Annotated in this window: 18 protein-coding genes and 5 pseudogenes; 14 read left to right on the top strand and 9 right to left on the bottom strand. The window is 57.7% G+C overall.

From position 1 onward, the window contains the following. Nucleotides 1-130 precede the first annotated feature (130 nt). On the top strand, nt 131-808 hold the full coding sequence (locus HAP40_RS36840) for a Crp/Fnr family transcriptional regulator (protein ID WP_166812067.1): 678 nt from the start codon (nt 131-133) through the stop codon (nt 806-808). A 74-nt stretch (nt 809-882) separates the two neighbouring features. Here the strand turns inward: HAP40_RS36840 and HAP40_RS36845 are convergent, their stop codons facing one another. After that, a complete protein-coding gene (locus HAP40_RS36845) occupies nt 883-1,128 on the bottom strand; it encodes a DUF2061 domain-containing protein (RefSeq protein WP_166812065.1) in 246 nt (81 codons plus the stop codon). 182 nt (nt 1,129-1,310) lie between these two features. Continuing rightward, complete coding sequence (locus HAP40_RS36850; protein ID WP_166812063.1) at nt 1,311-1,682, bottom strand: signal transduction histidine kinase; 372 nt, start codon at nt 1,680-1,682, stop codon at nt 1,311-1,313. A gap of 1,647 nt (nt 1,683-3,329) precedes the next feature. Between HAP40_RS36850 and HAP40_RS36855 the strand changes: the two genes are divergently transcribed. Continuing rightward, complete coding sequence (locus tag HAP40_RS36855) at nt 3,330-3,641, top strand: hypothetical protein (protein ID WP_166812061.1); 312 nt, start codon at nt 3,330-3,332, stop codon at nt 3,639-3,641. A gap of 240 nt (nt 3,642-3,881) precedes the next feature. Continuing rightward, nucleotides 3,882-4,189: pseudogene (locus HAP40_RS36860) on the top strand (transposase); the annotation flags it as partial. 36 nt (nt 4,190-4,225) lie between these two features. Here the strand turns inward: HAP40_RS36860 and HAP40_RS36865 are convergent. Continuing rightward, a protein-coding gene (locus tag HAP40_RS36865) for an IS5 family transposase (protein WP_166812059.1) occupies nt 4,226-4,989 on the bottom strand; the annotation gives its coding sequence in 2 pieces (ribosomal slippage) (nt 4,226-4,677 and nt 4,677-4,989; 765 coding nt in all). Between the two features lie 493 nt (nt 4,990-5,482). Between HAP40_RS36865 and HAP40_RS36870 the strand changes: the two genes are divergently transcribed. The 5 genes from HAP40_RS36870 to HAP40_RS36895 all read left to right on the top strand — a co-directional run bounded on the left by HAP40_RS36870 (nt 5,483) and on the right by HAP40_RS36895 (nt 9,634). Further along, on the top strand, nt 5,483-5,671 hold the full coding sequence (locus tag HAP40_RS36870; RefSeq protein WP_166812057.1) for a hypothetical protein: 189 nt from the start codon (nt 5,483-5,485) through the stop codon (nt 5,669-5,671). Between the two features lie 55 nt (nt 5,672-5,726). Further along, on the top strand, nt 5,727-6,182 hold the full coding sequence (locus tag HAP40_RS36875; RefSeq protein WP_166812055.1) for a hypothetical protein: 456 nt from the start codon (nt 5,727-5,729) through the stop codon (nt 6,180-6,182). Nucleotides 6,183-6,859: 677 nt separating this feature from the next. Continuing rightward, nucleotides 6,860-7,123 carry a hypothetical protein gene (locus tag HAP40_RS36885; protein WP_166812051.1) on the top strand — a complete coding sequence of 88 codons (264 nt, stop codon included), beginning with the start codon at nt 6,860-6,862 and terminating at the stop codon, nt 7,121-7,123. Between the two features lie 541 nt (nt 7,124-7,664). Continuing rightward, nucleotides 7,665-7,874 carry a hypothetical protein gene (locus HAP40_RS36890; protein WP_166812049.1) on the top strand — a complete coding sequence of 70 codons (210 nt, stop codon included), beginning with the start codon at nt 7,665-7,667 and terminating at the stop codon, nt 7,872-7,874. 1,154 nt (nt 7,875-9,028) lie between these two features. Beyond that, complete coding sequence (locus tag HAP40_RS36895; protein ID WP_334271037.1) at nt 9,029-9,634, top strand: response regulator transcription factor; 606 nt, start codon at nt 9,029-9,031, stop codon at nt 9,632-9,634. Between the two features lie 52 nt (nt 9,635-9,686). On the opposite strand, the gene HAP40_RS36900 is transcribed toward HAP40_RS36895, so the two are convergent. Both HAP40_RS36900 and HAP40_RS36905 read right to left on the bottom strand, forming a co-directional pair. Further along, nucleotides 9,687-9,965, bottom strand: a complete 279-nt coding sequence (locus HAP40_RS36900) for a hypothetical protein (RefSeq protein ID WP_166812045.1) — start codon at nt 9,963-9,965, stop codon at nt 9,687-9,689. A gap of 125 nt (nt 9,966-10,090) precedes the next feature. Next, nucleotides 10,091-10,348 (bottom strand): hypothetical protein, encoded by a 258-nt coding sequence (locus tag HAP40_RS36905; protein ID WP_166810869.1) that lies wholly within the window; start codon nt 10,346-10,348, stop codon nt 10,091-10,093. Between HAP40_RS36905 and HAP40_RS37455 the strand changes: the two are divergent. After that, nucleotides 10,281-10,491: pseudogene (locus HAP40_RS37455) on the top strand (hypothetical protein); the annotation flags it as partial. The gene HAP40_RS36905 and the pseudogene HAP40_RS37455 overlap by 68 nt on opposite strands. A 123-nt stretch (nt 10,492-10,614) precedes the next feature. On the opposite strand, the pseudogene groEL reads toward HAP40_RS37455, so the two are convergent. Both groEL and HAP40_RS36910 read right to left on the bottom strand, forming a co-directional pair. Continuing rightward, nucleotides 10,615-10,805: pseudogene (gene groEL, locus HAP40_RS37460) on the bottom strand (chaperonin GroEL); the annotation flags it as partial. A 1,202-nt stretch (nt 10,806-12,007) separates the two neighbouring features. After that, nucleotides 12,008-12,687 (bottom strand): annotated as a pseudogene (locus HAP40_RS36910) (Crp/Fnr family transcriptional regulator). 931 nt (nt 12,688-13,618) lie between these two features. Between HAP40_RS36910 and HAP40_RS36915 the strand changes: the two are divergent. The 3 genes from HAP40_RS36915 (at nt 13,619) to HAP40_RS36925 (ending at nt 15,048) form a co-directional block, all read left to right on the top strand. After that, nucleotides 13,619-14,059 (top strand): hypothetical protein, encoded by a 441-nt coding sequence (locus tag HAP40_RS36915; protein ID WP_246741210.1) that lies wholly within the window; start codon nt 13,619-13,621, stop codon nt 14,057-14,059. A 26-nt stretch (nt 14,060-14,085) separates the two neighbouring features. Further along, nucleotides 14,086-14,457 carry a signal transduction histidine kinase gene (locus tag HAP40_RS36920; RefSeq protein ID WP_166812043.1) on the top strand — a complete coding sequence of 124 codons (372 nt, stop codon included), beginning with the start codon at nt 14,086-14,088 and terminating at the stop codon, nt 14,455-14,457. Nucleotides 14,458-14,694: 237 nt separating this feature from the next. Continuing rightward, nucleotides 14,695-15,048 carry a hypothetical protein gene (locus HAP40_RS36925; protein ID WP_166812041.1) on the top strand — a complete coding sequence of 118 codons (354 nt, stop codon included), beginning with the start codon at nt 14,695-14,697 and terminating at the stop codon, nt 15,046-15,048. Between the two features lie 366 nt (nt 15,049-15,414). Here the strand turns inward: HAP40_RS36925 and HAP40_RS36930 are convergent, their stop codons facing one another. Together HAP40_RS36930 and HAP40_RS36935 are read right to left on the bottom strand one after the other, a co-directional pair. Beyond that, nucleotides 15,415-16,449 carry an IS110 family transposase gene (locus tag HAP40_RS36930; protein ID WP_166812039.1) on the bottom strand — a complete coding sequence of 345 codons (1,035 nt, stop codon included), beginning with the start codon at nt 16,447-16,449 and terminating at the stop codon, nt 15,415-15,417. Nucleotides 16,450-16,837: 388 nt separating this feature from the next. Next, nucleotides 16,838-17,014, bottom strand: a complete 177-nt coding sequence (locus HAP40_RS36935; RefSeq protein ID WP_166812037.1) for a hypothetical protein — start codon at nt 17,012-17,014, stop codon at nt 16,838-16,840. Between the two features lie 218 nt (nt 17,015-17,232). Here HAP40_RS36935 and HAP40_RS36940 point away from each other — a divergent pair, with 218 nt between their 5' ends. Beyond that, nucleotides 17,233-17,994, top strand: coding sequence for an IS5 family transposase (locus tag HAP40_RS36940; RefSeq protein WP_166812035.1), 762 nt, complete (start codon nt 17,233-17,235; stop codon nt 17,992-17,994). 61 nt (nt 17,995-18,055) lie between these two features. Continuing rightward, nucleotides 18,056-19,403 (top strand): annotated as a pseudogene (locus HAP40_RS36945) (IS701 family transposase). Nucleotides 19,404-19,405: the final 2 nt, after the last annotated feature.

Genomic DNA, 19,405 nt, shown 5'->3' on the forward strand with positions numbered 1-19,405 from the left:
GCTTCCTCTCGTCATTTCAGTTCCAATTTGCCGCACGCCACGCCGCCTTCCAACCGGTGAATATCCTTTCAAATTGTCGTAGGTGGTAGTATGATAGCGTGTTAGCGATCCAGCGAACGAGAGTCCTGCCTTGGTGAAAGCGGCGAAGGACTTGTTTGATCCCAGCGCCTTCCTTGCCAAGGTCGGGGCCGGAAAATCGATTTCTAAATTTGGCAAAGGTCAGAACGTGTTCGCACAGGGAGATGTCGCGGATGCGGTGTTCTACATTCAAGAGGGAAAGATCAAGCTCACGGTCGTTTCGGACCAAGGTAAGGAAGCGGTCGTCGGAATTCTGGAGCCGGGACAATTCTTTGGCGAGGGCTGCCTCAATGGTCATCCATTGCGTATTGCCACGACTACGGCAATGGAGCCCTGTATCATCACGAGAATATCGAAGACCGCCATGATTGCAGCGCTCGAAGGCAAGCCGAAGTTCTCTCAGTTGTTCATGGCATATTTGCTCGCGCGCAATAGCCGGATTGAAGAAGACCTGATCGACCAACTCTTCAATTCGAGCGAGAAACGCTTGGCGCGCCTGCTGCTTCTGCTGGCGAATTTCGGCAAGGAAGCCAGCTCGCAACCCATAGGCGTCACTATCAGCCAGGAAACGCTGGCCGAAATGATCGGTGCGACCCGATCACGGGTGAGCTTCTTCATGAACAAGTTCCGCAAGCTTGGCTTCATCAGCTACAATGGAAAGATCGAGGTTCATAGCTCGCTTCTGAACGCGGTGCTGCGCGACAAATCCGAGATAGACCGGAAGGATTGACCGCCGCGCGGTCAATCCAATGCATGGCCGATTGCCCAGGCCAAACGCGTGCCATCAGCCCACGCGATAGCGGATCAGGGCGAACTGGGGCCGCCGCCAGTTTGTCCCTGCTGGTTCCAGCGAATAGCGGACCAGGCTCTTTCGTGCAGATAGTAGAGGATCATTTTCGTAATGGCCTCAGCACCGGCGATCGAACCTGCAACCTTGACGCTACCGGTGAAGATAAGACTCAGCACGAAGGTGTCGATACTACCGGTGATCCTCCAGCTGACAGCTTTGACCAAGGAGCGAAAATGGGAATCTCGCGTCCGAATGAACATCCGTCCCTCCCGTCCCTCCTAAGCTCGATCACGTCGGCTATCCCCGCAAAGGCAGGCTGTAGCTGATGCTGCTTCGGGGGCGGGAATTGAATCGTAGTCGCATTATCCTCCTTGAGGGGGCCTGGCTATCACGACTGGGTCTTGTCCGGCGACTTTTTCGCGGTATTCTCGTGGTGCAGATCTCAAGCCAGCCTATGAAATGCTGGCGGCAAAACCTCTCGCACGAGCTGACTTAGATCTAAAGCCTCGCCGCTTTCTGCAATGTCCGAGAACAGAACCTCGATAAATGGATGTTGCCGGTTGAATGCAGCCCCTCGCTGGTATTTCGCGCTCACAATCCGTTGGATCGCCGCAAGATTTAGCTTTCCGAGCGCATTGTATTGATCGCGGAACAGACTTTGCCGTCCGCCATGGTGCTCGGTAGATTTGGCCCAGACGTCCATCACTTTGCGGCCGACGAACGCCTCGACGCGTTCAGTTCCATCCTGAGCAAAAAGCCGTAGCCCATCCATACTATGGGGGCCGTCATCGACGCTAAACTGTGTAAGTGACATTAGGAGTCCTCCTGTCTTTCCGCGTTTACTCACATCGGCAGTTCGTCGCGGACTGAGCCTCCCTCGTTCTCCCACCGCGACAGAGCGGCAGCGCCCGATCTCGTAGCGCTAGGCCTATCCTTTGCTAAAGGTAGCTTGTTGCGACCGACTTCATTCTTGTCCCCGAGCTCCGTCAATAAGACGAAGCCAGCCCTCCAAGCCTTGAATTTACGGCTTTCCTCAGCGCGGGTCGAACCCTTGACGAGTTCGCCGGACGCGGTTGCTCTTGCGCGATGTTGCTGAGATTTGAACATATGCAGAGCTCTTTCGTTGGAAGTCTCCGCGCAATCCGGCCAATCTCGATGGTTGACCAGGGTAGATTTGGATATGGGGATCGAACGGCTGAATAACGAGTCCGTGGCATAAATAAGATTGCCAAAGGAGAGCGCGGATAAGCTTTGCCGTGCGTCCAGCCGTCCCGCCTTGGAAAAGGGCCGCTGCGGCGGACTGCAATCAGAAACAAGTCACTCCTATCTTCGACCGCATCGTAGTTGCGAGCGATAGCGTCAGCTGCAATTTGCGGCGAAGAAGCAGGTGCCCGACAGCGTCCGACCAGAACGAGAGGCCCGTCAGGCACGGCCTGATCAGTGGTGCTGACAGACGGAACCACGGCAATCGCGGCCCGGCGCCGGTTCGCACGCTAAGCTTCTGTTCTATCGATCCAAAGAGATTCGCTGCGGGATGGTAAGAGAAGCTGTCCGTCTTAGCTTCGGATGCCGCGGAACGGCTCTTCTGCTCGTCGAGCGAGAGACGATGGCCCGTGCTCGCATGAACTGGAGCTCGGTCTCTGATGAATGACTCGGTTAGCCAAAGAAAGGGATAGCTATTCCAGCAAAAGGCGTGCACCGTCCCGTGTTCTTCAATTGTGGTGTCGGCGCGGAGGTGTATCCTGCGTAGAGGCGTCGCAATGAAAAAAATGGCTCCCGCGCCGTCCGCGCACCGCCAACGTCAATCAAGTTTGCAATCGAGGCCGTGACGTCCTCAATGCGGACTGCCACTTGCGCCCGACGAGATATCCAGGTCCAGCGTCCGTCCGCTACGCGGCGCCTCATGAGCCAATGCGTGAGAATGACCATGACGACGACCCGATCGCGACAGAAATCGGTGGTGCTTAAGCACCCGTTCCGGATCGAACGGTTGTTACCGGCCCGCTCTGCCGACGAAGAGTCGATGGAGGCATTTGTCCTCTCCGGACTTTACGTTGCCACAAGGATCGTGGTGCCAGCGCCGGCGCCCCGCAGCCTTTCCTCGAGATGGTAACGATCAGTTCTTGACGGTGAAATGCGTGTCGAGCTTGACGGGCATCGCGATATACCGCGCCGAGCACTTACGCGCGACGGATGGCACTCTAAATCGAAAGGCGGCGTTCTGCTTGCGCTTGCCAGCCACATCGCCTGCTCAACATCTCCAATGAGCTTGCGATGCAGATCGCGCCCAGCCTCGCTGGCATTTTGGTTACGATCGCGGCCGCATTGCTGTTGAGACCCGATCGAGACCAAGCCGGGGCGGCGACCATGACGACATGAAGACCACGACGTCCGAATGACCCGTGGTAAGTGATATTTCATACGGAAAGATCGATCAAAGTCGACCCAGCGAGGTGAGACAATGGGAAACTTCAAGATAGGGGTCGCACGCATCGAGATGATTTCGCCGAACGAACGAGGCATGGACATCCGTTTGACGTTTCAATTCGAGGGCGATCAGACCAGTTTTGCCTTGCCAATCTTTCTGAACTCTTGCGAATTCGACGACACCGAAATCGTCAAGGTCGCTCGAAGCAAGTTATATGACGTGTTCTGGCAGCTTTGCGGTCAGTGCGAGGATTGGCAGTTGTCGGACGACGAAAGTCGCGAGCTCGCAAAGATCAACGTGAGGCCTGCGGGACAATGTCGATTGGTCCGTGAATCAAAGAGCTAATCGCCAGTTTGGAGCGGCAAAGAGGACGATGCACTGCTTGTACTCTTCTCTATCCCTGTGGTGAAGGTTGAAAGCTTGATCATACCTGTCGTGGGCTTCGGTACCAACGGTGTGTCGGCCGGGCCACCATCCCTTTGGTGGATTGTAGTTGTCGGTCCCGCTGTCATCCGCTTCCGGTAAGCCAGCGATGTCCATGCGCTGGAGCACCACCAGGCCCTCTCGGCTTCATTGTACGCACTTCTGCGCACCCTGGCCGCCACCATCAAGGCACGGTGGATTTGTGAGCAGGCGCATCAGCAGCTGAAGGAGGAGCTTGGACTTGATCACTTCGAAGGGCGATCTTGGCAAGGTCTTCATCGCCACGCTTTGATGACAATGATTGCCTACGCCTTCCTGCAACATCGTCGCCTCGCATACGCGGGGCGGAAAAAAAGAATCAACGGGCCTCCGCCTCAGCCAACCATGCCAGCCGTACGTCACGCCATCGTCGATCTCATCCTTCGGCCGCCGTCTCAGCAGTGCCCATATTGCCGAAAGAAAATCCGTGAAAAACAGCCGCGAAAACACAATCTGCCAAAGTAGTGCTAGGGCGCGGACTCATAACGCGCGGCCAGCGATAGGCGGATAAATGCGAGTTGGACGAAGGCAAGGTAATTTCCTGCAAGCCTGTCGTAGCGCGTCGCCACCCGACGGCACTGCTTGATCCTGTTGAAGAACCGTTCGACGAGGTTGCGAGCGCGATAGAGGTAGGGGCTAAAGCAGATCGGATCGCTGCGATTGCTTTTCGGCGGGATGTTGGCCCACGCGCCCTTCTTCATGGCAAGCTCCCTGATCCAGTCGGCGTCATAGCCACGGTCGGCAAGCAGCATTGATCCGGATTTGAGACGAGACAGCAGTTTTCCGGCAAGTCGAACATCGTGCGCCTCGCCGGGGCGCAACGCGAGCCGTATCGGTAAACCATTGCTATCGACTACCGCGTGGATCTTGCTCGTCAGACCGCCGCGTGACCTTACCATCGATTGGCGCTGGTTCCTGTGATACAGGCCCCATGTTGATGGACTCGAACAATGGACGTATCGATCATCTGCACGGCAGAATCATGGGCACCGGCCAGTGCGCTCATGAGCTTGGCCCACACGCCCGCCCGTCGCCAGCGAACGAACCGATTGTAGCAGGTCGTGTACGGACCGAAGCTTTCCGGCAGGTCGCGCCACGGTGCCCCGGATCGCAAGACCCAGAAGATGCCATTGAGGACACGACGGTCATTCACCCGTGGCACGCCGCGCGACTTATTGGGCAGTATCGGCTTAATGGCAAACCACTCATAGTCCTTGAGTTCGTAGCGCATGATTCGACCCCTTCCGATGGGTGGCTTGAATCATGGCTCGGCTGGCAAGCTCAACTGGTCGCTATGCACCCGAAAGCGGACCTATTATGCTCTCCTTGAATTTTGTCGTTCATGACCCTTAACGGACTCCGGCCGCCCCACCCTCGAAGAGAGTCGACTGTCTTATCACGGGTGAATGCGGCCTCTAGGTTGTCGGCTAGAGTTCTATCCGATGACGGTTGATGTACACCAACGGGCGCGCTCCTCCGGGGAGAAAGCCGACGGCTGCGGTTAGAAGGCCGCCTTCTCTAGGCCGTCACGCAGACGCACGTGGCGACGGTCCGAACGGCTCGCCTCGAAGTGATTTCGACGAAGGCTGAGGTCTGCGCCCCTAGAGTTGAGCAAGCCTTGATAGAGCCGAGCGAATTACAACGCATGAAGTCCCCTAGGAAGCCTCGGAAACTCAAAAAGCCGCCGGAGCCGGTTAAAGCGTCGAACTGACGCGACAGGACAGGTGGTCGCCGAGTACATCGAGGATCAGCGTAAAATCCTGCAGAAGCTGGCTTCGCCGGCCCTATCACTGATAGCTGGCCCTGAAGGAGGGATAGATCACATTTCCGGCTTGCCGAAAGTCACGTTTCCGATCGGCCCAACGGGCTTGATCCAGATCAAGAAGTCCGTCGCGATTGTGCAGCATGTGTGAGACAACGTCGTAGAGCTTGCCTAGGGCAACGTTGCGGGGCACGGGAGCGACCGGCATGCCGCTGTTGGCATATCTCTGGAAGGTCGGAGCGGCGTTGCTCTTACTTCTCTTTGTGGCTGACTACTGTCTTCCGAGGTCGCCAATCTCTGAACAGGCGCTGGCCGATCGACCAACGATACGCATTCACTCCGATCGCAAATGGCCGGAGCGAATCGTCTTCGATACCCGGTCGCCGACAATCGTTGCCGCCGCTCCCGCGGTGAAGCTCCCCGATGTCGCGATGTCGTCAGACGTCACCGAACTGCCTGTTAACCGGACGGATAACCCGACGGTCGCAAATGCGCTCGCAATGCTGCCGCGTCCGGATATGCGCCCGCCTGAATCCATCGATCGCAAGCGACAACCCAAGATATCAAGCGTCGCCGCCCGGCCGAGACGACACGTCAAGCCGCAGACGCTTCTGGCGGCACGACAAGGGCAGTTCACTTGGCTCGGCTTCAGATCCTGGTGATCGGCGTCCGGACACGATCCGAATGCCGACGTCGTAGCGCCTATTCGTACGCCGCACAGGTACTTCCCTGCCATCCCCTGCGGATGGCGCGACGGGTCTGGCGGATTGTCGTTCGCGCTACGCAAACGCCGTTGACGCGCGTTCGACCCGGACCGCACGTGGCCGCGACCGGCGTGATCACGCTTTCCGATTGAGCGAGCGGTGCGGGCGCACCATAGCCGCTCCCGATCTGGCAACAGATGTATGTAGACGAGAACGTGCTTATTCCGCGTCGGGACCTGTATCTCGCTCAGCGTTCCATTGTTCATCGACAAGCCAAGCTTGGATGCGGGACGACGGAACGAGTTGCCTGGGGGCGTGCGGATTGATCGTACCCGCAAATACAGCGAGATCTTCGTCGAGCTTTGCACGAACGAACGCCTTGGCCTCTGCTTCCGTAGCGAAGGTCCTCGTTTCTCGAGGGCTCCGCTGCTTCGGCAGCGTGCCGCGTTTACGAACTTCGAAGGTGACATACCAGGTTGGCGTCATCGCACGCACCAAACACGGATAATCTTCGGCGGAGTTAATGAACAGCCTAGCTCACCCTTGATCTACGTCAATGTCGCTCATCTCTCGGCGCACACACTATTCGTAAGCCGTAGGAATGCGGCTTCCGCTACGCATAGAGGAGGACCATCATGAAACCTAAGACGCGACTTTCGATCAAGCCAGTGACGCTTACAGGCATCGCTGCCAGCGCACTTCTGGGACTTGCAGGGGCCACGCTTGCTCCATCACCGGCCCGCGCGATCGTGTATTGCCAGTACGTCGACTATCCGGTGGGTTGCGCTGCCCGGGCTGGCGTTGTCCTCCGGCCACGGCCCGTTGCGCGCGCTGCAGTCCGTCATAACGTAGGCGGTAATGCCAATGGCGGCGTTAATCGCGTCGGAGCGCGTCGATAGAGTGATTTGCCTACGGGCCACTAGCCTTGGTGTGTAAACCAACCTCGTGACCCGCGGCAGCATTCAGCACCACTTCTCGGCCAAGCCAGCGTACCTCCCTTTCCAGGCCGGTTATTGGCCCCATTGCCGACTTTGCCGCCGACGCCGCTCGCGTTTGGTCTTGGAGGGAAAGCGGACCAAAACGCGCTTCGTCGGCGACGGCGCTTATGACGCAAATCGGAAGCCGCGCCTACTCGTGATGGCTGTTATTTTCGCCGCGCAGCAACGGCGGCTGGCCGCGGGAAAATCAATCCGGATGTATAAAAAAGAACATCCTGCGCGACCTTTTCGTGCCCTAATGCTGCGAGTTCCGATATGGAGCCGCAGAAAGTGACGATTACTCCTAGACGGCTTGGTTCTCTCTGCCGGAACAGGTAAGGCGACCTCAGGCGGAGCCTCTCGCGCTCTATCCTGGCGGCGATCTCAGGCCGACAAATAGGCATACAGACCAGACAGCTTTTGTTGGTGGCACGGCCATGGTGGACAATAGGGAGTAGGTGCAATGAGAGTCTCCTCGATTGTCGGACTGCTGTTTGCAGCAGTGATGTTGGCGATCATTCCGGTCTCGCCGCAGGTGACACCGCGCGGCGTGGAGTTAAGCGCTGATCAAGCGCAGGCCGTCACGTACCGGCGCGCCCGCGTGACTGCGCGTCGTGTCGACCGTCGCGATTACCGCTATACGCGTCGCGCTGTGCGACGTGGTGCGTATTAGCGGAGCGCGACGCGGGCAGAGAGCCAGAACCGGTTCCAGTCGTCGCAACGCGCGAGGCATGCTATGACCCGTCTACCAGCGGGCGACGCGTTCCTTACGGTCGCCATTATGAGCGCCACGTTCCTGACAGAGGTCGCTATTTTCATCCTGATTGGAATGATCTGAACTCTGGGCCCCACGCGGAAGTCCTGAAACGTCCGCTTTGCCCCGCTATCAGAGGTATAGCGGACGTCGAACGGCGTCCCCGACTTATGGGCACACGCCCAAGCCCGCAATATGCAGGAACCCGCTGGGCTGGGGCTGCAAAGAAAGCAAACCTCAATAAGGTTGGCCAAGCGGAGGAGCACAAATGCCGTCAATCGAACAATGCAGAGCCTATGCTGCGGAATACAAAATCCTAGGAGCTGATCCGAAAAATTCAGCCCGCCTGTCTACCGTGCTTAGGAACATTTCACGTAGCTGGATAGCACTAGGGCACCAGCTTGAGAGCCTTGCGGATATCGCAAAATCGGAAAGAAGTAAGACCGCCTCGGTTGGCGGCTTCCCTCATTTAGAATGTCGCCTGTTGGCCCTTCTCGGAAGTCCGACAACGTCCGCTTTCGCGCCGCAGTTGGAGCACAAGCGGACATCACGCGCGCCTACTCTTAGCAGCAGATTTTATGAGTACGCACCCTAGCTAGCTAGATTGCGGACCTCAAACGATATCCGTCTCACGGCGGAAACGTGCGTCAATCGGACAACTCCGACGACTGTTCCGAATTTTTTGGGTTTAGCCCCGAGGAGGCGCGGCCAAGAGCTGGGGCTAGTTGGTGTGCGCTTGCGCCGAAGCAATGATACCATCGCCGACGGCTGATCAAAGATCTCTTGTCAGAACGCCATCCTGGAACTGCCCCTTTGTTGTCATGCATCTTTCCACATGGGTGACCGTTAGCGCTGCAACTTGGCCAGTCGGAAACTACACGCGCCAGCGACATATGCGCGCAGAACTGCATTTAACGGCTAGTTCGCGCAAACAGCGGGAATGAACTCGCGTGGACCACCATGAGCAATTTTATACAGACTGTGGTCATGCCCCTGCGCAAGTTATCGTCACTCACCGCGCGTGACCTGCAAGTTTTTCCTGTCTCCATATGGGAGAAGTATTGTTGCCTAGCGTGGTCTACATCGTCGACGACGACCGTTTTTTCCAAACCGCTATCCGGCGGCGACTACAGCTATCCGGATATGAGGTGCAGATATATTCGTCCGCCGAACAGTTCATTGATCAGCAACCTGACGATAGCCGACTTGGCTGTCTTGTCGTCGATGCCAAGATACCCAGACTTGGCGGCCCGAAGCTACAAGCCCGTCTGCACGAAGCCGGTTCGACGCTCCCAGTTGTGTTTGTTTCCTACTACAACGATATCAACACGGTCGTGCAGACGGTGAAGGCCGGCGCGGAAGATTTTCTGCTGAAGCCGGTGACATCTAACGTACTGATCGCGGCAATCGAACGCGCGATAGCTCGGCATGATGTTTCAAGAAAGCTCCAGAGCGAGCTGAACCTCCTGCGCGCTCATGTTGCTACGTTGACCCCGCGTGAACGGCAGGTCTTCGGACTTCTGGTTCAAGGCAAGCCCAACAAGCAGATTGCGTATGCATTGGGCCCGACTGAACGGACGATCAAGGCGCACCGACACATGGTCATGGAGAAAATGAACGTACGATCAGTGGCCGAACTGGTCCTGATCGCTAACCGGCTGGGTCATTCGGCGGTATGAGGCAGACAGCGGCTCAATGGCGTGCGCGGAAATGCCCTTCCGACTTCGATGATTAGTGAACCCGGTCTATGTTGCCGTTGTGCTCGATGACGAGCCGCGCGGTCTTATTGTTTTGGCTGACGACCGTGATTTTCATGGGCAGCATGAACGCGTTGTTATCGCAGTGCTTGATCAATACGACAAGCTCCGCACCTTCGTTGAAGTTCGCCACCAGCACGCTGCCGTTGTCAGCCACGGCGCGAAAGGCGAGCGGTAGCTGCATGTCATGCTCGTAGAGGCACTGATCGATGATCGTCGCCAAGAACTCCTCGAAGCCGTCGTTCATGTTCATGTCCTTCTCCCCAATCGAGCGCGACGATCTAGACTGCCGAACGATCGATGGCTTCGAGCGGAGATGCGCCGCGCCAAAGCGCGCCCCTCGTCACCCGCCAACAGACTTCTACCCCACTGGCATTCCTATTTGATCTGGATCAAGGTTCCAACGAGAACCCGCAACCCGGTCATAGTGCTGTTGCGGTTGCTGATGCTCGCGCCGGTCTCGTCCAAGTGCAACTGGAAGCGGCGGATGTCCTCGAGTGTGGCCCTGTGTGGGGAGCGCTCGAGAAACGCGGCGAACCGCTTGCAGCTGCTGATGTCGCCGAGCAGCGAGACTAGCGTGCTGTTCGAACTCATCGGCGCACGCTGCGAGCGCCGCTCGATGTTGATCACCGCCAATCAGCCCTTCGGCGATGACGCTCGCCGCCATCGATGGTCGCGTGGTGAACGAGACCATCGTTGAGATGAACGTTGAGAGCTATCGCAGGCGCACCGCGGTCCGGGACGATCGGCCCCGCACACCACACCCAAACCATCGCTGATTGACGCTCCGCGACAATCAGACTTCAACAAAACTCTTGCGCATGACAATCTGCGCGGCAATCATCGCCGCGACACTGACTCGCCATCTAGATTGCCGCTTCCGATCCAGATCGACGCGCTACACCAGTCTGCGAGTCGAAGCCATAGCCGTATTGTTCCTTCTCCAGGGCCTTACGGATCACGAGCGGGCTGTCCTCGCCCGCGTTTTATCGCGATCTTGCGGGCCGGTCAGGACAGCGCCTTGCGCGCGATGTCGATGCCGGTCTTTTTGGTTATCGTTCTCGGTGCGCGGCTCCTTGAGACGCTGCGAGGCAACGCAGCAATGCTCGGCAGCAGCCAGCGCGGTGCTGACCTTAGGCCCAGACTTTGAACCGGCCGAGCACTGGCTAGTGCCTTGGTCCGCCCGTTTGCATTAACCGATCAAGGTGCCGACGACACGTTAAAGGACTCGCATTTGGTGCGGGCCAAGCGCCTAATGGCGCATGTTAATGTTCCAAGCCGCACGTTGAGGCCGGAGGCCATAAAATGAGTGAGGATCAGGAACGATCCCTTCGCCGAGCTGCCCAAGCGAACAGAGAACGCCTTGCGGTCGCGCATCGCGAGGGGGTCATGCAAGAAGAGGCAGAAAAGGCCGCTGATGTTCGCCAAAACATGGCGCGCCTCAAGGAGCGACGGTTAGCCAAGGAAGCGCAAGGGGCTCGGACGGCAATCTCCAAGGCAAACCAGCCCCAAGCGTTCAAGCCAAGGCGATTCAGATAAAAGGATGCGGAGACGAGGCCGCCGCCCGTGTCCAGACGGGACCGAAGTCATCAGAAAAACGGTCGCGCGCTGCACTCGCTCCTAAAAGTGAGGCAGGCCGCGCCGGCGTAAACCGAGCCCAAATTGACTCGCACTTCGGGTCAACCAGGCGCATGCTCGTGCCATCACCGTTCTGCATCCTGGCATTTGCCGGTGACTGAGAGTGTTGCGCTCCCGCCTATGCGTAGGGAGGTATTCATGGCCCAACCTCAAAGCCCGTCACCTGCCGTTGCACCGATCACAATCCAGCGCCCCCTCTGTCCAAGGTGCAAGGCTTCGATGATGCTCCTCAGCGTCGAGCCAGAGCGCCCAGGCGTGGACTTGCATAGGTTTCAGTGCGCACTCTGCAATGACGTACTTACGTTGCGTGCCGCCTACGAAGATCCTATGTGTTCCAGGTCCCTTGGCCGCTGGCTACAAGGCGATTTGCATCCACCGAAGTGAGGTCATGTAGTCCCCAAAAAAGCAGTTTCAGTCACGGGTTTGGCGCTGATCTGGGCCACGTCGGGAGCGACCCAAACAGCCGCGCAACAACAGGTGCAGCGCGATTTCACTCAGCTTTTCGGTGTACCGAATCTCGACTTCGCGTCCCTGGCGGAACGAACACTGTCGGCGCGACTTGGTGAGGGGCGACCGGATGCATATGCCCCCAAGCATACGATGAAATGACGGCCTCAGCGCGCCCCGCACGCCCTGGGGTCGTTTTTTGCGACGGGCCTACTGATCTCGCTCTCTCAGCAGGGGCTTCTCATGCAAAACCGCGCTCAATAGCGAATTGTGGACCTCGATGTGTCCATTATAGCTGATGAAGCCCAGCCTGCGAAACTTGTTCATGAATAGCTGACGCGGGATCGCGTGGTCCCGATCATCTCCGCCAATGTTTCCTGACTAATGTTCGCGCTGATCGGCTGCGGATTGCCTTCCTTGCCGAAATTGGCGAGCAGCAACAGGAGTCGAGCAAGCCGCCGCTCGCTCGAATTGAAGAGCTGGTCGATCAGGTCCTCCTCAATCCGACTGTTCCGGGTCAGGAGATACGACATGAAGAGCTGTGAAAAGTTCGGCTCGTCACGAATAGCCCCCATCATCGCGTCTTTGGTGATCGACGTGATGACGCAATCCTCCATCGTCGTTGTCGTCGCGATGCGTAACGGATGACCGTTCATGCATCCTTCGCCAAAGAATTGGCCGGGCTCCAGAATTGCGACAACCGCCTCCTTACCCTGCTCAGATACGACCGTTAGCTTCACTTTGCCTTTTTGAATGTAAAACACCGAGTCTGCGACATCGCCTTGCTGGAACACGCGCCGGTTCTTGGGAAGCTCGAGAATCGTTTTCCCCGCGCCCACTTTGGCGAGGAATTTTTTGGGGTCAAAGATGTCCTTGGTTGGCTTGGCCACGAGAGCCTCCCCTGACTCACAAACTTGTCCGATCTCGGTTAACTGACAAACGCACAGGTATTTTGAACGAGTGGCGAGTGTTGTTTAGCCAGCTAATCGCTTGCGGCGCTAACCCCATTTTCAAACATTACCTGTTGATTTTCACCAGTTCTACAGAAAAGCCCGACTTTTGAGCGCGTCAGTTTGCTGCCCGCCGGGCGGCATCCGCCGGCAGTCCCGCAAACGCATCGAGCATAGGCTGCCACTCACCAGATCAGGCGACGGCCACGATCTGAACGTGAGCGCGGTTGACATGTTGAAGTGGACGGATATTGAAACCGGTAGGCCCTGCGTAACCTGCGGATGCTCGCCTCAACTCAACCCTGAGGTCGGGAGAGCGAGGCAGCTCGGGATTCCGAGTTTGATAGACGTCTTATGGGAGCGGCTCGCCGTCAGCCTGTCGTCTTTGCCGTACCGTTGGCCGTTTCGGTATCAGCCATTCCTTCCTGTTTGCTGCGAGGCGAAGCTGCGCGGCGCTTCTGATGGCTTTGCATCGCATCGGGTAGCAACTTCTGCCTGTGCCAAAGCCTCGGATGCCCGGGCAGCCCAATCGCGACGGTCGAGATCGTGCGGCGGTGAGTCTGTCATTTCATCCTTGTTACTTTGGCTCTCACATCGCTGCACCATGAATCTGGATAAGGCGGAATAGCGATCGCACTCTCCTGTGCTCATGAATGCTGATGGTCGCGAGGTGACGCGGCAGTATGCTGGCTCGGCAGCTCAACGCGCAGGTCAATATTGCTCACTCTCGTGCCCTCTTATTTGTGCGCCGGGGCTCGTTATTTGAACCTTCGATCCCCATGTCTATCTAAGTCTGACGGTCCGGAGTGGCCGGAGATTTAAATCTCTGCAATACCGCGCAAAGGCAGCCGAGTACGAGGAACTGATTAAGGTGTCGGCCGACCCGGATGAGATCCGTAGATTTCAAGAGCTGCAGAACCGATTTGCCTCGCTCGCCGATAACGCGCAAGGACTGGCGGGCGAGTATGACAATGCGGTGGCGGAACAGGGCCGATCGCACGGCGTAGCCTTTGCGGCCGAAGAAGAGCTTGTTCTGCGGTGTCTTGGCGCAGCTATCATCATGCAATGGAACGCTCCACCGACGACGTTGCAACGGGAAATCTTCGACACCGCCGGGTCGATTGGCAAATTGCTGGAGACGGCGGCGCTCCGCGGCCAAATCGCCCGATTTCTTCATAACCACAAGGATGACGCCGGTCACGGCAAATTGCCTCTAACAGAAGACATGCCTGCCGATGCAAGATCGAGCACTTTGGCTTTCTCTCGGTGGGACAACGAGGGAGGCGCAGTTCGCGACGCGCTGCCGATCTGACCGGACGCCCATTACAGGAGGTTTCCATGTCACTTACACAGTTTCGGGTCGATGACTGTCCACATACCATGGACGGGTTGCGGCTTCTTGCTCAGGATGCAAATCAACAGATCGAGGCGTTCATGAGCCGGAAAGTGATGGACATTTGGGCGGAGTCTGTGGAGCATCGTGGAGGACGACAAAGTCTATTTCGCGATCAATACAACGCCCTTGGTAGACTGAACCTTGCCGCCCTTCAGCGGATTGTGAGCGCGAAATATCAGCGAGGCCCTGCATTCAACCGCCAACATCCCTTTGTCGAGATACTATTCTCTGACATTACGGAAAGCCGCGAGGCTCTAAATCTGAGTCAACTCGTGCGAGAAGCGTTGCCGCCAGCATTTCATAGGCTGGCCTGAGATCGATCTACACCACGAAAGTGCTGCCGACCAACAGGGGGATCGGTGGGCGGTTATGGCGAAAGTCAAAACCTGCAAAACAAGAATAGCCGGAGTTTCTACTCGACGAATCGCGAGATCGATAAGAAGAGCAATGAATCCGCCCACCGGTGAAGAGCGGAAGGAATGCAAGCGTCAACTGGCGGATCGACCGAATTGCGAAGGGCGCCTCGACCAGCCGAGGAGAGGGTGGTTAAGATGATGATGCCAGCGAAAGCCGAGGCCCCACCTCTGCCTGTCTTCGTGCTGGAGATCGATGGTCAGCCAATTCTGGCGTTCAGAGCGGCGACGTTTCGTCAGGCCAGAGAACTCGGCAAGGAGGACTGGTTGCAAGAAGACTTGAAGCGAATGATGATTGGGTACAGGCCGCTTTGGGATGGGAAGTCTCCGATCCGGGTGCGTCGGGCCGGCCCGGCAGAAGAAGTGTACTACGTTGACGCCAAAACGGAGAACGCTCCGGGCGACTTGCCTTTGGTCTATCTGATCCAGCGCGACGATGAAATGGATACAACTGGTCCCGTTACTCGTGGATCATTTCCGCCCCGGAGATGAGCTCGAACTGACACCTTATCGGTGGACTGTGTCAGATTGGTAGACGAGCGAACCGGGACCTGCTGCAGTGATGGATCCTTCAAACGACCTCCTCAGTTAGGCCGTGTACTCATCTGTGGACGCCCCGCCAGATGCAAGCGGTTTTTGAAGAAGATTGGCACGTAGTCGGATGCTGCCATCTGTCCGGCCTCTGATGCAGCGATGGAGCTGCGGGCCCGTATGGGAGTTCGCGGACCGGAACCAAATCATAAATGCGTGCTCTGGGCACGATGAGTACATCTGGTTCTTCCGGCCCCGTCTCGCCGACTGTTGCGCCATACTCTCCTTCGACCGACTGCACCTGCGACGACCTCAGGCCCGCCAGGCTCACGCCATGGCCGCGACCGGAGCTCTGTAGTTTTCCTGCTTTACAAGCAGCGCCCAGACGATCCGCGCCATCTTGTTCGCGAGCGCCACGGTTACCAGCATGCGCGGTTTGCGTGCCAGCATCTGCTCGAGCCACGAACCTCTTGGCGCGCCCCGTTTGCTCGCCTGCTGCACGACGGCGCTGCTGCCGATGATGAGGAGGCGCCTGAGCGTGCGTTCGCCCATTTTGGACGTCGCGCCAAGCTTCTGTTTGCCACCCGTCGATCGTTGAAGAGGCGTAAGCCCCAGCCAGGCGGCAAAGTCGCGGCCCTTGGCGAAGGTCTCGATCGGCGGCGCTAGGGCGGCGATCGCTGTGGCGGAGATCGGGCCGATGCCAGGAACGGTCATCAGCCTGCGCGATACTTCGTCCTCGCGAGCACGTCGCGCGATTTCCTGGTCGAGGTCCGCGACCTTGCCATTGAGGTCGGTCAGCAGGTCCAACATCAATCGGAACATGGCGTGGGCCGCTTTGGGGAGCGAGCTGGCCATCTCTTCTTCCTCGATCAGGTCGGTAAGCATCGTCACGTGCGACGGCCCCTTAGGTGCGACCCATCCATATTCAGTGAGGTGTCCCCGGATCGCGTTGATGAGCTGCGTTCGCTGCCGCACTAACAGGTCACGGGTCCGAAACACCAGACCCGCCGCCTGTTGCTGTTCGCTCTTCACGGCCACGAACCGCATGCTCGGCCGCTGCGCTGCTTCGCAGATCGCCTCGGCATCGATCGCGTCATTCTTTTGCCGCTTCACAAACGGCTTTACGTAGGCGGGAGGGATCAGCCGAACTTCATGGCCAAGCTGGGTCAGTTGACGGGCCCAGTGATGCGCTCCGCCACATGCCTCCAGAGCTACCGTGCAACTCGGCTGAGCTGCGAAGAAATCCAGCAGCTTTCCTCGGCTGATCCGTTTGCTGAATATTGCTCGCCCTTTCCCGTCTGCTCCATGAGCGTGGAAAACATGCTTGGCGATATCCAGACCGATTATGATAACCTCTGACACGGACGCCTCCCTTAAGTGGTGCTCAACACCTCCACTTTGGCACATCGATGCCGTCGGGCGGGGCGTCCACCCCATCATAAATCAGAGCGCTTGCGTCAGGACGTCTGAAGTCCGCTTGCGAGACGACAGCAGAGCAACAGGCGGACGTTTACTGACTCTCGGAGGATGGGTCGGACTGACTCGAAGCTGGGTCAGCTTTGTACCGGCCCAACAGGATGGATGGATCAGACTCCGCCAAAACCTTTTTTGCGAATCTGATAAACTCCCGGGCGCGTTCGATCTCATCGCGATCATAGTCGCGTGGTCGAAAAATCGGGATTTGAGGCGCCGGGCGAGGTTTTTCGGGCATGGGTCGTCGAGCCGTGACCGAATGGGAAACGCAGAAAAGCTATTTAGGTTTCTTTATTTCACGGAGGAAGGCAAGACGGATTTCCTGGCGGTGCCGGGTCCTCTCGCATTGCGCCATCATCTCTTTGCGCTGTTCAGCAAGGTCACGACTGCGGGCAATCGCCCGGTCGGCAGCATCCAATAATTCCTGGGTTTCCAGGCTAAACGCGTCAACCATCGCGTGCTCCTTCTGCGTATGCAGGCGGGAGCGCAATCGGTCTCTCGGCCACCGACGCCTACGGGCAGAGCCGAAGCCGGTGATGGCGAGACAATATACCGTTTGCCAGAGGGTTCCTAGCTCGGATTAGAATGGTCCGGTTCCAGTCGTCATTTGGCCGGCCAGGTTGAGCCTGTCTACCGAGCCGTGATTCAAGCTCCTGATCGGGGGAGCGAATCATGCGCTACGAACTCACTGACGACGAGTGGGCAGCCATCAAGGCAATGCTGCCGAGCAAGCCGCGCGGCGTGCCACGAGTGAATGACCGACGAGTTCTTAATGGAATCTTCTGGGTCTTGCGATCCGGAGCACCATGGCGCGACCTGCCACGCAACTTCGGTCCTTATACGACCTGCTACAATCGATTCGTTCGCTGGCGAAGAGCTGGTGTATGGGCCAAGATCATGAACGCATTGGCAGCCGCACATGACGCTGCTGTGCAGATGATTGACACCTCGATTGTCCGCGTGCATCAGCACGGCGCCTGCATCAACCGGAGCAACAGACAGTCGATTGGACGGTCTCGAGGTGGGTTGACCAGCAAGATTCATGCGCTCGTGGACACCAATGGCCTGCCAGTACGCTTGGCGCTGTCAGCAGGTGAGGCCCACGACAATCGGCTTGCCGGAAAGCTCATGTCTAACCTACAGCCCGGATCAATGCTGCTTGCTGACCGCGGCTACGACGCCGATTGGATTAGAGAGCTTGCCGTGAAGAGGGGCGCATGGGCCAACATCCCTCCCAAAAGCAATCGCACCAGCCCAATTTGCTTCAGTCCTTATCTCTACCGCGCCCGCAACCGGGTCGAACGATTCTTCAACAGCTTCAAGCAATGTCGCAGGGTCGCCACGCGCTACGACAAGCTTGCCGCCAACTACCTGGCCTTCGTCCAACTCGCGTCAATCCGGCTATGGCTGCGCGTTAATGAGTCCACGCCCTAGCACTACTTTGGCAGAATGTTGATTTTGCCGTGTTTTATAGGATTCCCGAATCAATTTTTCAATGATTCATGGGTGGTCGGCTCTTGGAGGGCTGACCATGCCGGGATGGGAAGACGAACTTGAACGCTGGCTGATGCCGTTCTTGGACCGGCTGGGTCATAAGGCCCGGCAGCGTATGTGTCCTCTGTATGTTGCGGGATTGATCGGTCCGGGCGATCGCAAGAGCGTTCAGCCAATGGCGGAACGCCTTGCCACGAGCAACTACGACCAGTTGCACCATTTTATTGCGGACGGTGTCTGGGATGCGACGTCGCTGGAGACGGAGTTGCTCAACCAAGCGGACCGACTTGTGGCGGCAGGGATGCGGTGCTCGTTATTGATGACACCTCACTGCCGAAGAAAGGTGAGCGATCGGTCGGTGTTGCGGCTCAATACGCGTCGGCTCTCGGTAAGACTGCAAATTGCCAAACGCTGGTGTCTTTAACGCTTGCGCGCGGCGAAGTGCCAGTGATGGTCGCGTTACGTCTCTTTCTGCCTGACAGCTGGACAGGCGACATGTCTCGTTTGAAGCGCGCTCGCGTGCCAATCGAACACCGAACGCCAAGGTCCAAGCCGGAGATCGCATTGGCCGAGATTGACCGCGCGATGGCAGCCAACATGCGCTTTGGATGTGTTCTGGCGGATGCGGGATACGGCCTCAGCGCACCGTTTCGCCAAGGGCTAACAGAGCGCGGGCTGACCTGGGCTGTCGGTATCCCTCGGCACCAGAAAGTGTATCCGGTCGATGTGAAGCTCATTTGGCCGATCACCAAAGTCCGTGGCAAGCCACGAAAGCACCACGTGCTCGATATCTTATCGATTGCCGCAGAACAAATGCTGGCCAGCGCCAAAAGGGAAACCGTGAGTTGGCGTAGCGGGACGAAAGGTCGGCTTAAAGCTCGTTTTGCTGCTCTCCGTGTCCGCACCGCCGACGGCCCTCCGCAGCGAATATGGGATAAAGGTCAGCAGCATCTCCCAGGCGACGAAGCCTGGCTCATTGGCGAGCAACGTACCTCCGGGAGAAGAAATACTATCTTGCCAATCTTCCGGCTGCGACGGATCTGCGCACCCTGGCCGCCACCATCAAGGCACGGTGGATTTGTGAGCAGGCGCATCAGCAGCTGAAGGAGGAGCTTGGACTTGATCACTTCGAAGGGCGATCTTGGCAAGGTCTTCATCGCCACGCTTTGATGACAATGATTGCCTACGCCTTCCTGCAACATCGTCGCCTCGCATACGCGGGGCGGAAAAAAAAGAATCAACGGGCCTCCGCCTCAGCCAACCATGCCAGCCGTACGTCACGCCATCGTCGATCTCATCCTTCGGCCGCCGTCTCAGCAGTGCCCATATTGCCGAAAGAAAATCCGTGAAA

Source organism: Bradyrhizobium sp. 1(2017) (genome assembly GCF_011602485.2).
GTDB lineage: Bacteria > Pseudomonadota > Alphaproteobacteria > Rhizobiales > Xanthobacteraceae > Bradyrhizobium.

Bases quoted from the DNA above. Each gene is read 5' to 3' on its own strand.
- HAP40_RS36845 (WP_166812065.1), bottom strand. From the start codon at position 1,128: ATGTTCATTCGGACGCGAGATTCCCATTTTCGCTCCTTGGTCAAAGCT.
- HAP40_RS36850 (WP_166812063.1), bottom strand. From the start codon at position 1,682: ATGTCACTTACACAGTTTAGCGTCGATGACGGCCCCCATAGTATGGAT.
- HAP40_RS36855 (WP_166812061.1), top strand. From the start codon at position 3,330: ATGGGAAACTTCAAGATAGGGGTCGCACGCATCGAGATGATTTCGCCG.
- HAP40_RS36875 (WP_166812055.1), top strand. From the start codon at position 5,727: ATGCCGCTGTTGGCATATCTCTGGAAGGTCGGAGCGGCGTTGCTCTTA.
- HAP40_RS36885 (WP_166812051.1), top strand. From the start codon at position 6,860: ATGAAACCTAAGACGCGACTTTCGATCAAGCCAGTGACGCTTACAGGC.
- HAP40_RS36890 (WP_166812049.1), top strand. From the start codon at position 7,665: ATGAGAGTCTCCTCGATTGTCGGACTGCTGTTTGCAGCAGTGATGTTG.
- HAP40_RS36900 (WP_166812045.1), bottom strand. From the start codon at position 9,965: ATGAACATGAACGACGGCTTCGAGGAGTTCTTGGCGACGATCATCGAT.
- HAP40_RS36920 (WP_166812043.1), top strand. From the start codon at position 14,086: ATGTCACTTACACAGTTTCGGGTCGATGACTGTCCACATACCATGGAC.
- HAP40_RS36925 (WP_166812041.1), top strand. From the start codon at position 14,695: ATGATGATGCCAGCGAAAGCCGAGGCCCCACCTCTGCCTGTCTTCGTG.
- HAP40_RS36935 (WP_166812037.1), bottom strand. From the start codon at position 17,014: ATGGTTGACGCGTTTAGCCTGGAAACCCAGGAATTATTGGATGCTGCC.
- HAP40_RS36940 (WP_166812035.1), top strand. From the start codon at position 17,233: ATGCGCTACGAACTCACTGACGACGAGTGGGCAGCCATCAAGGCAATG.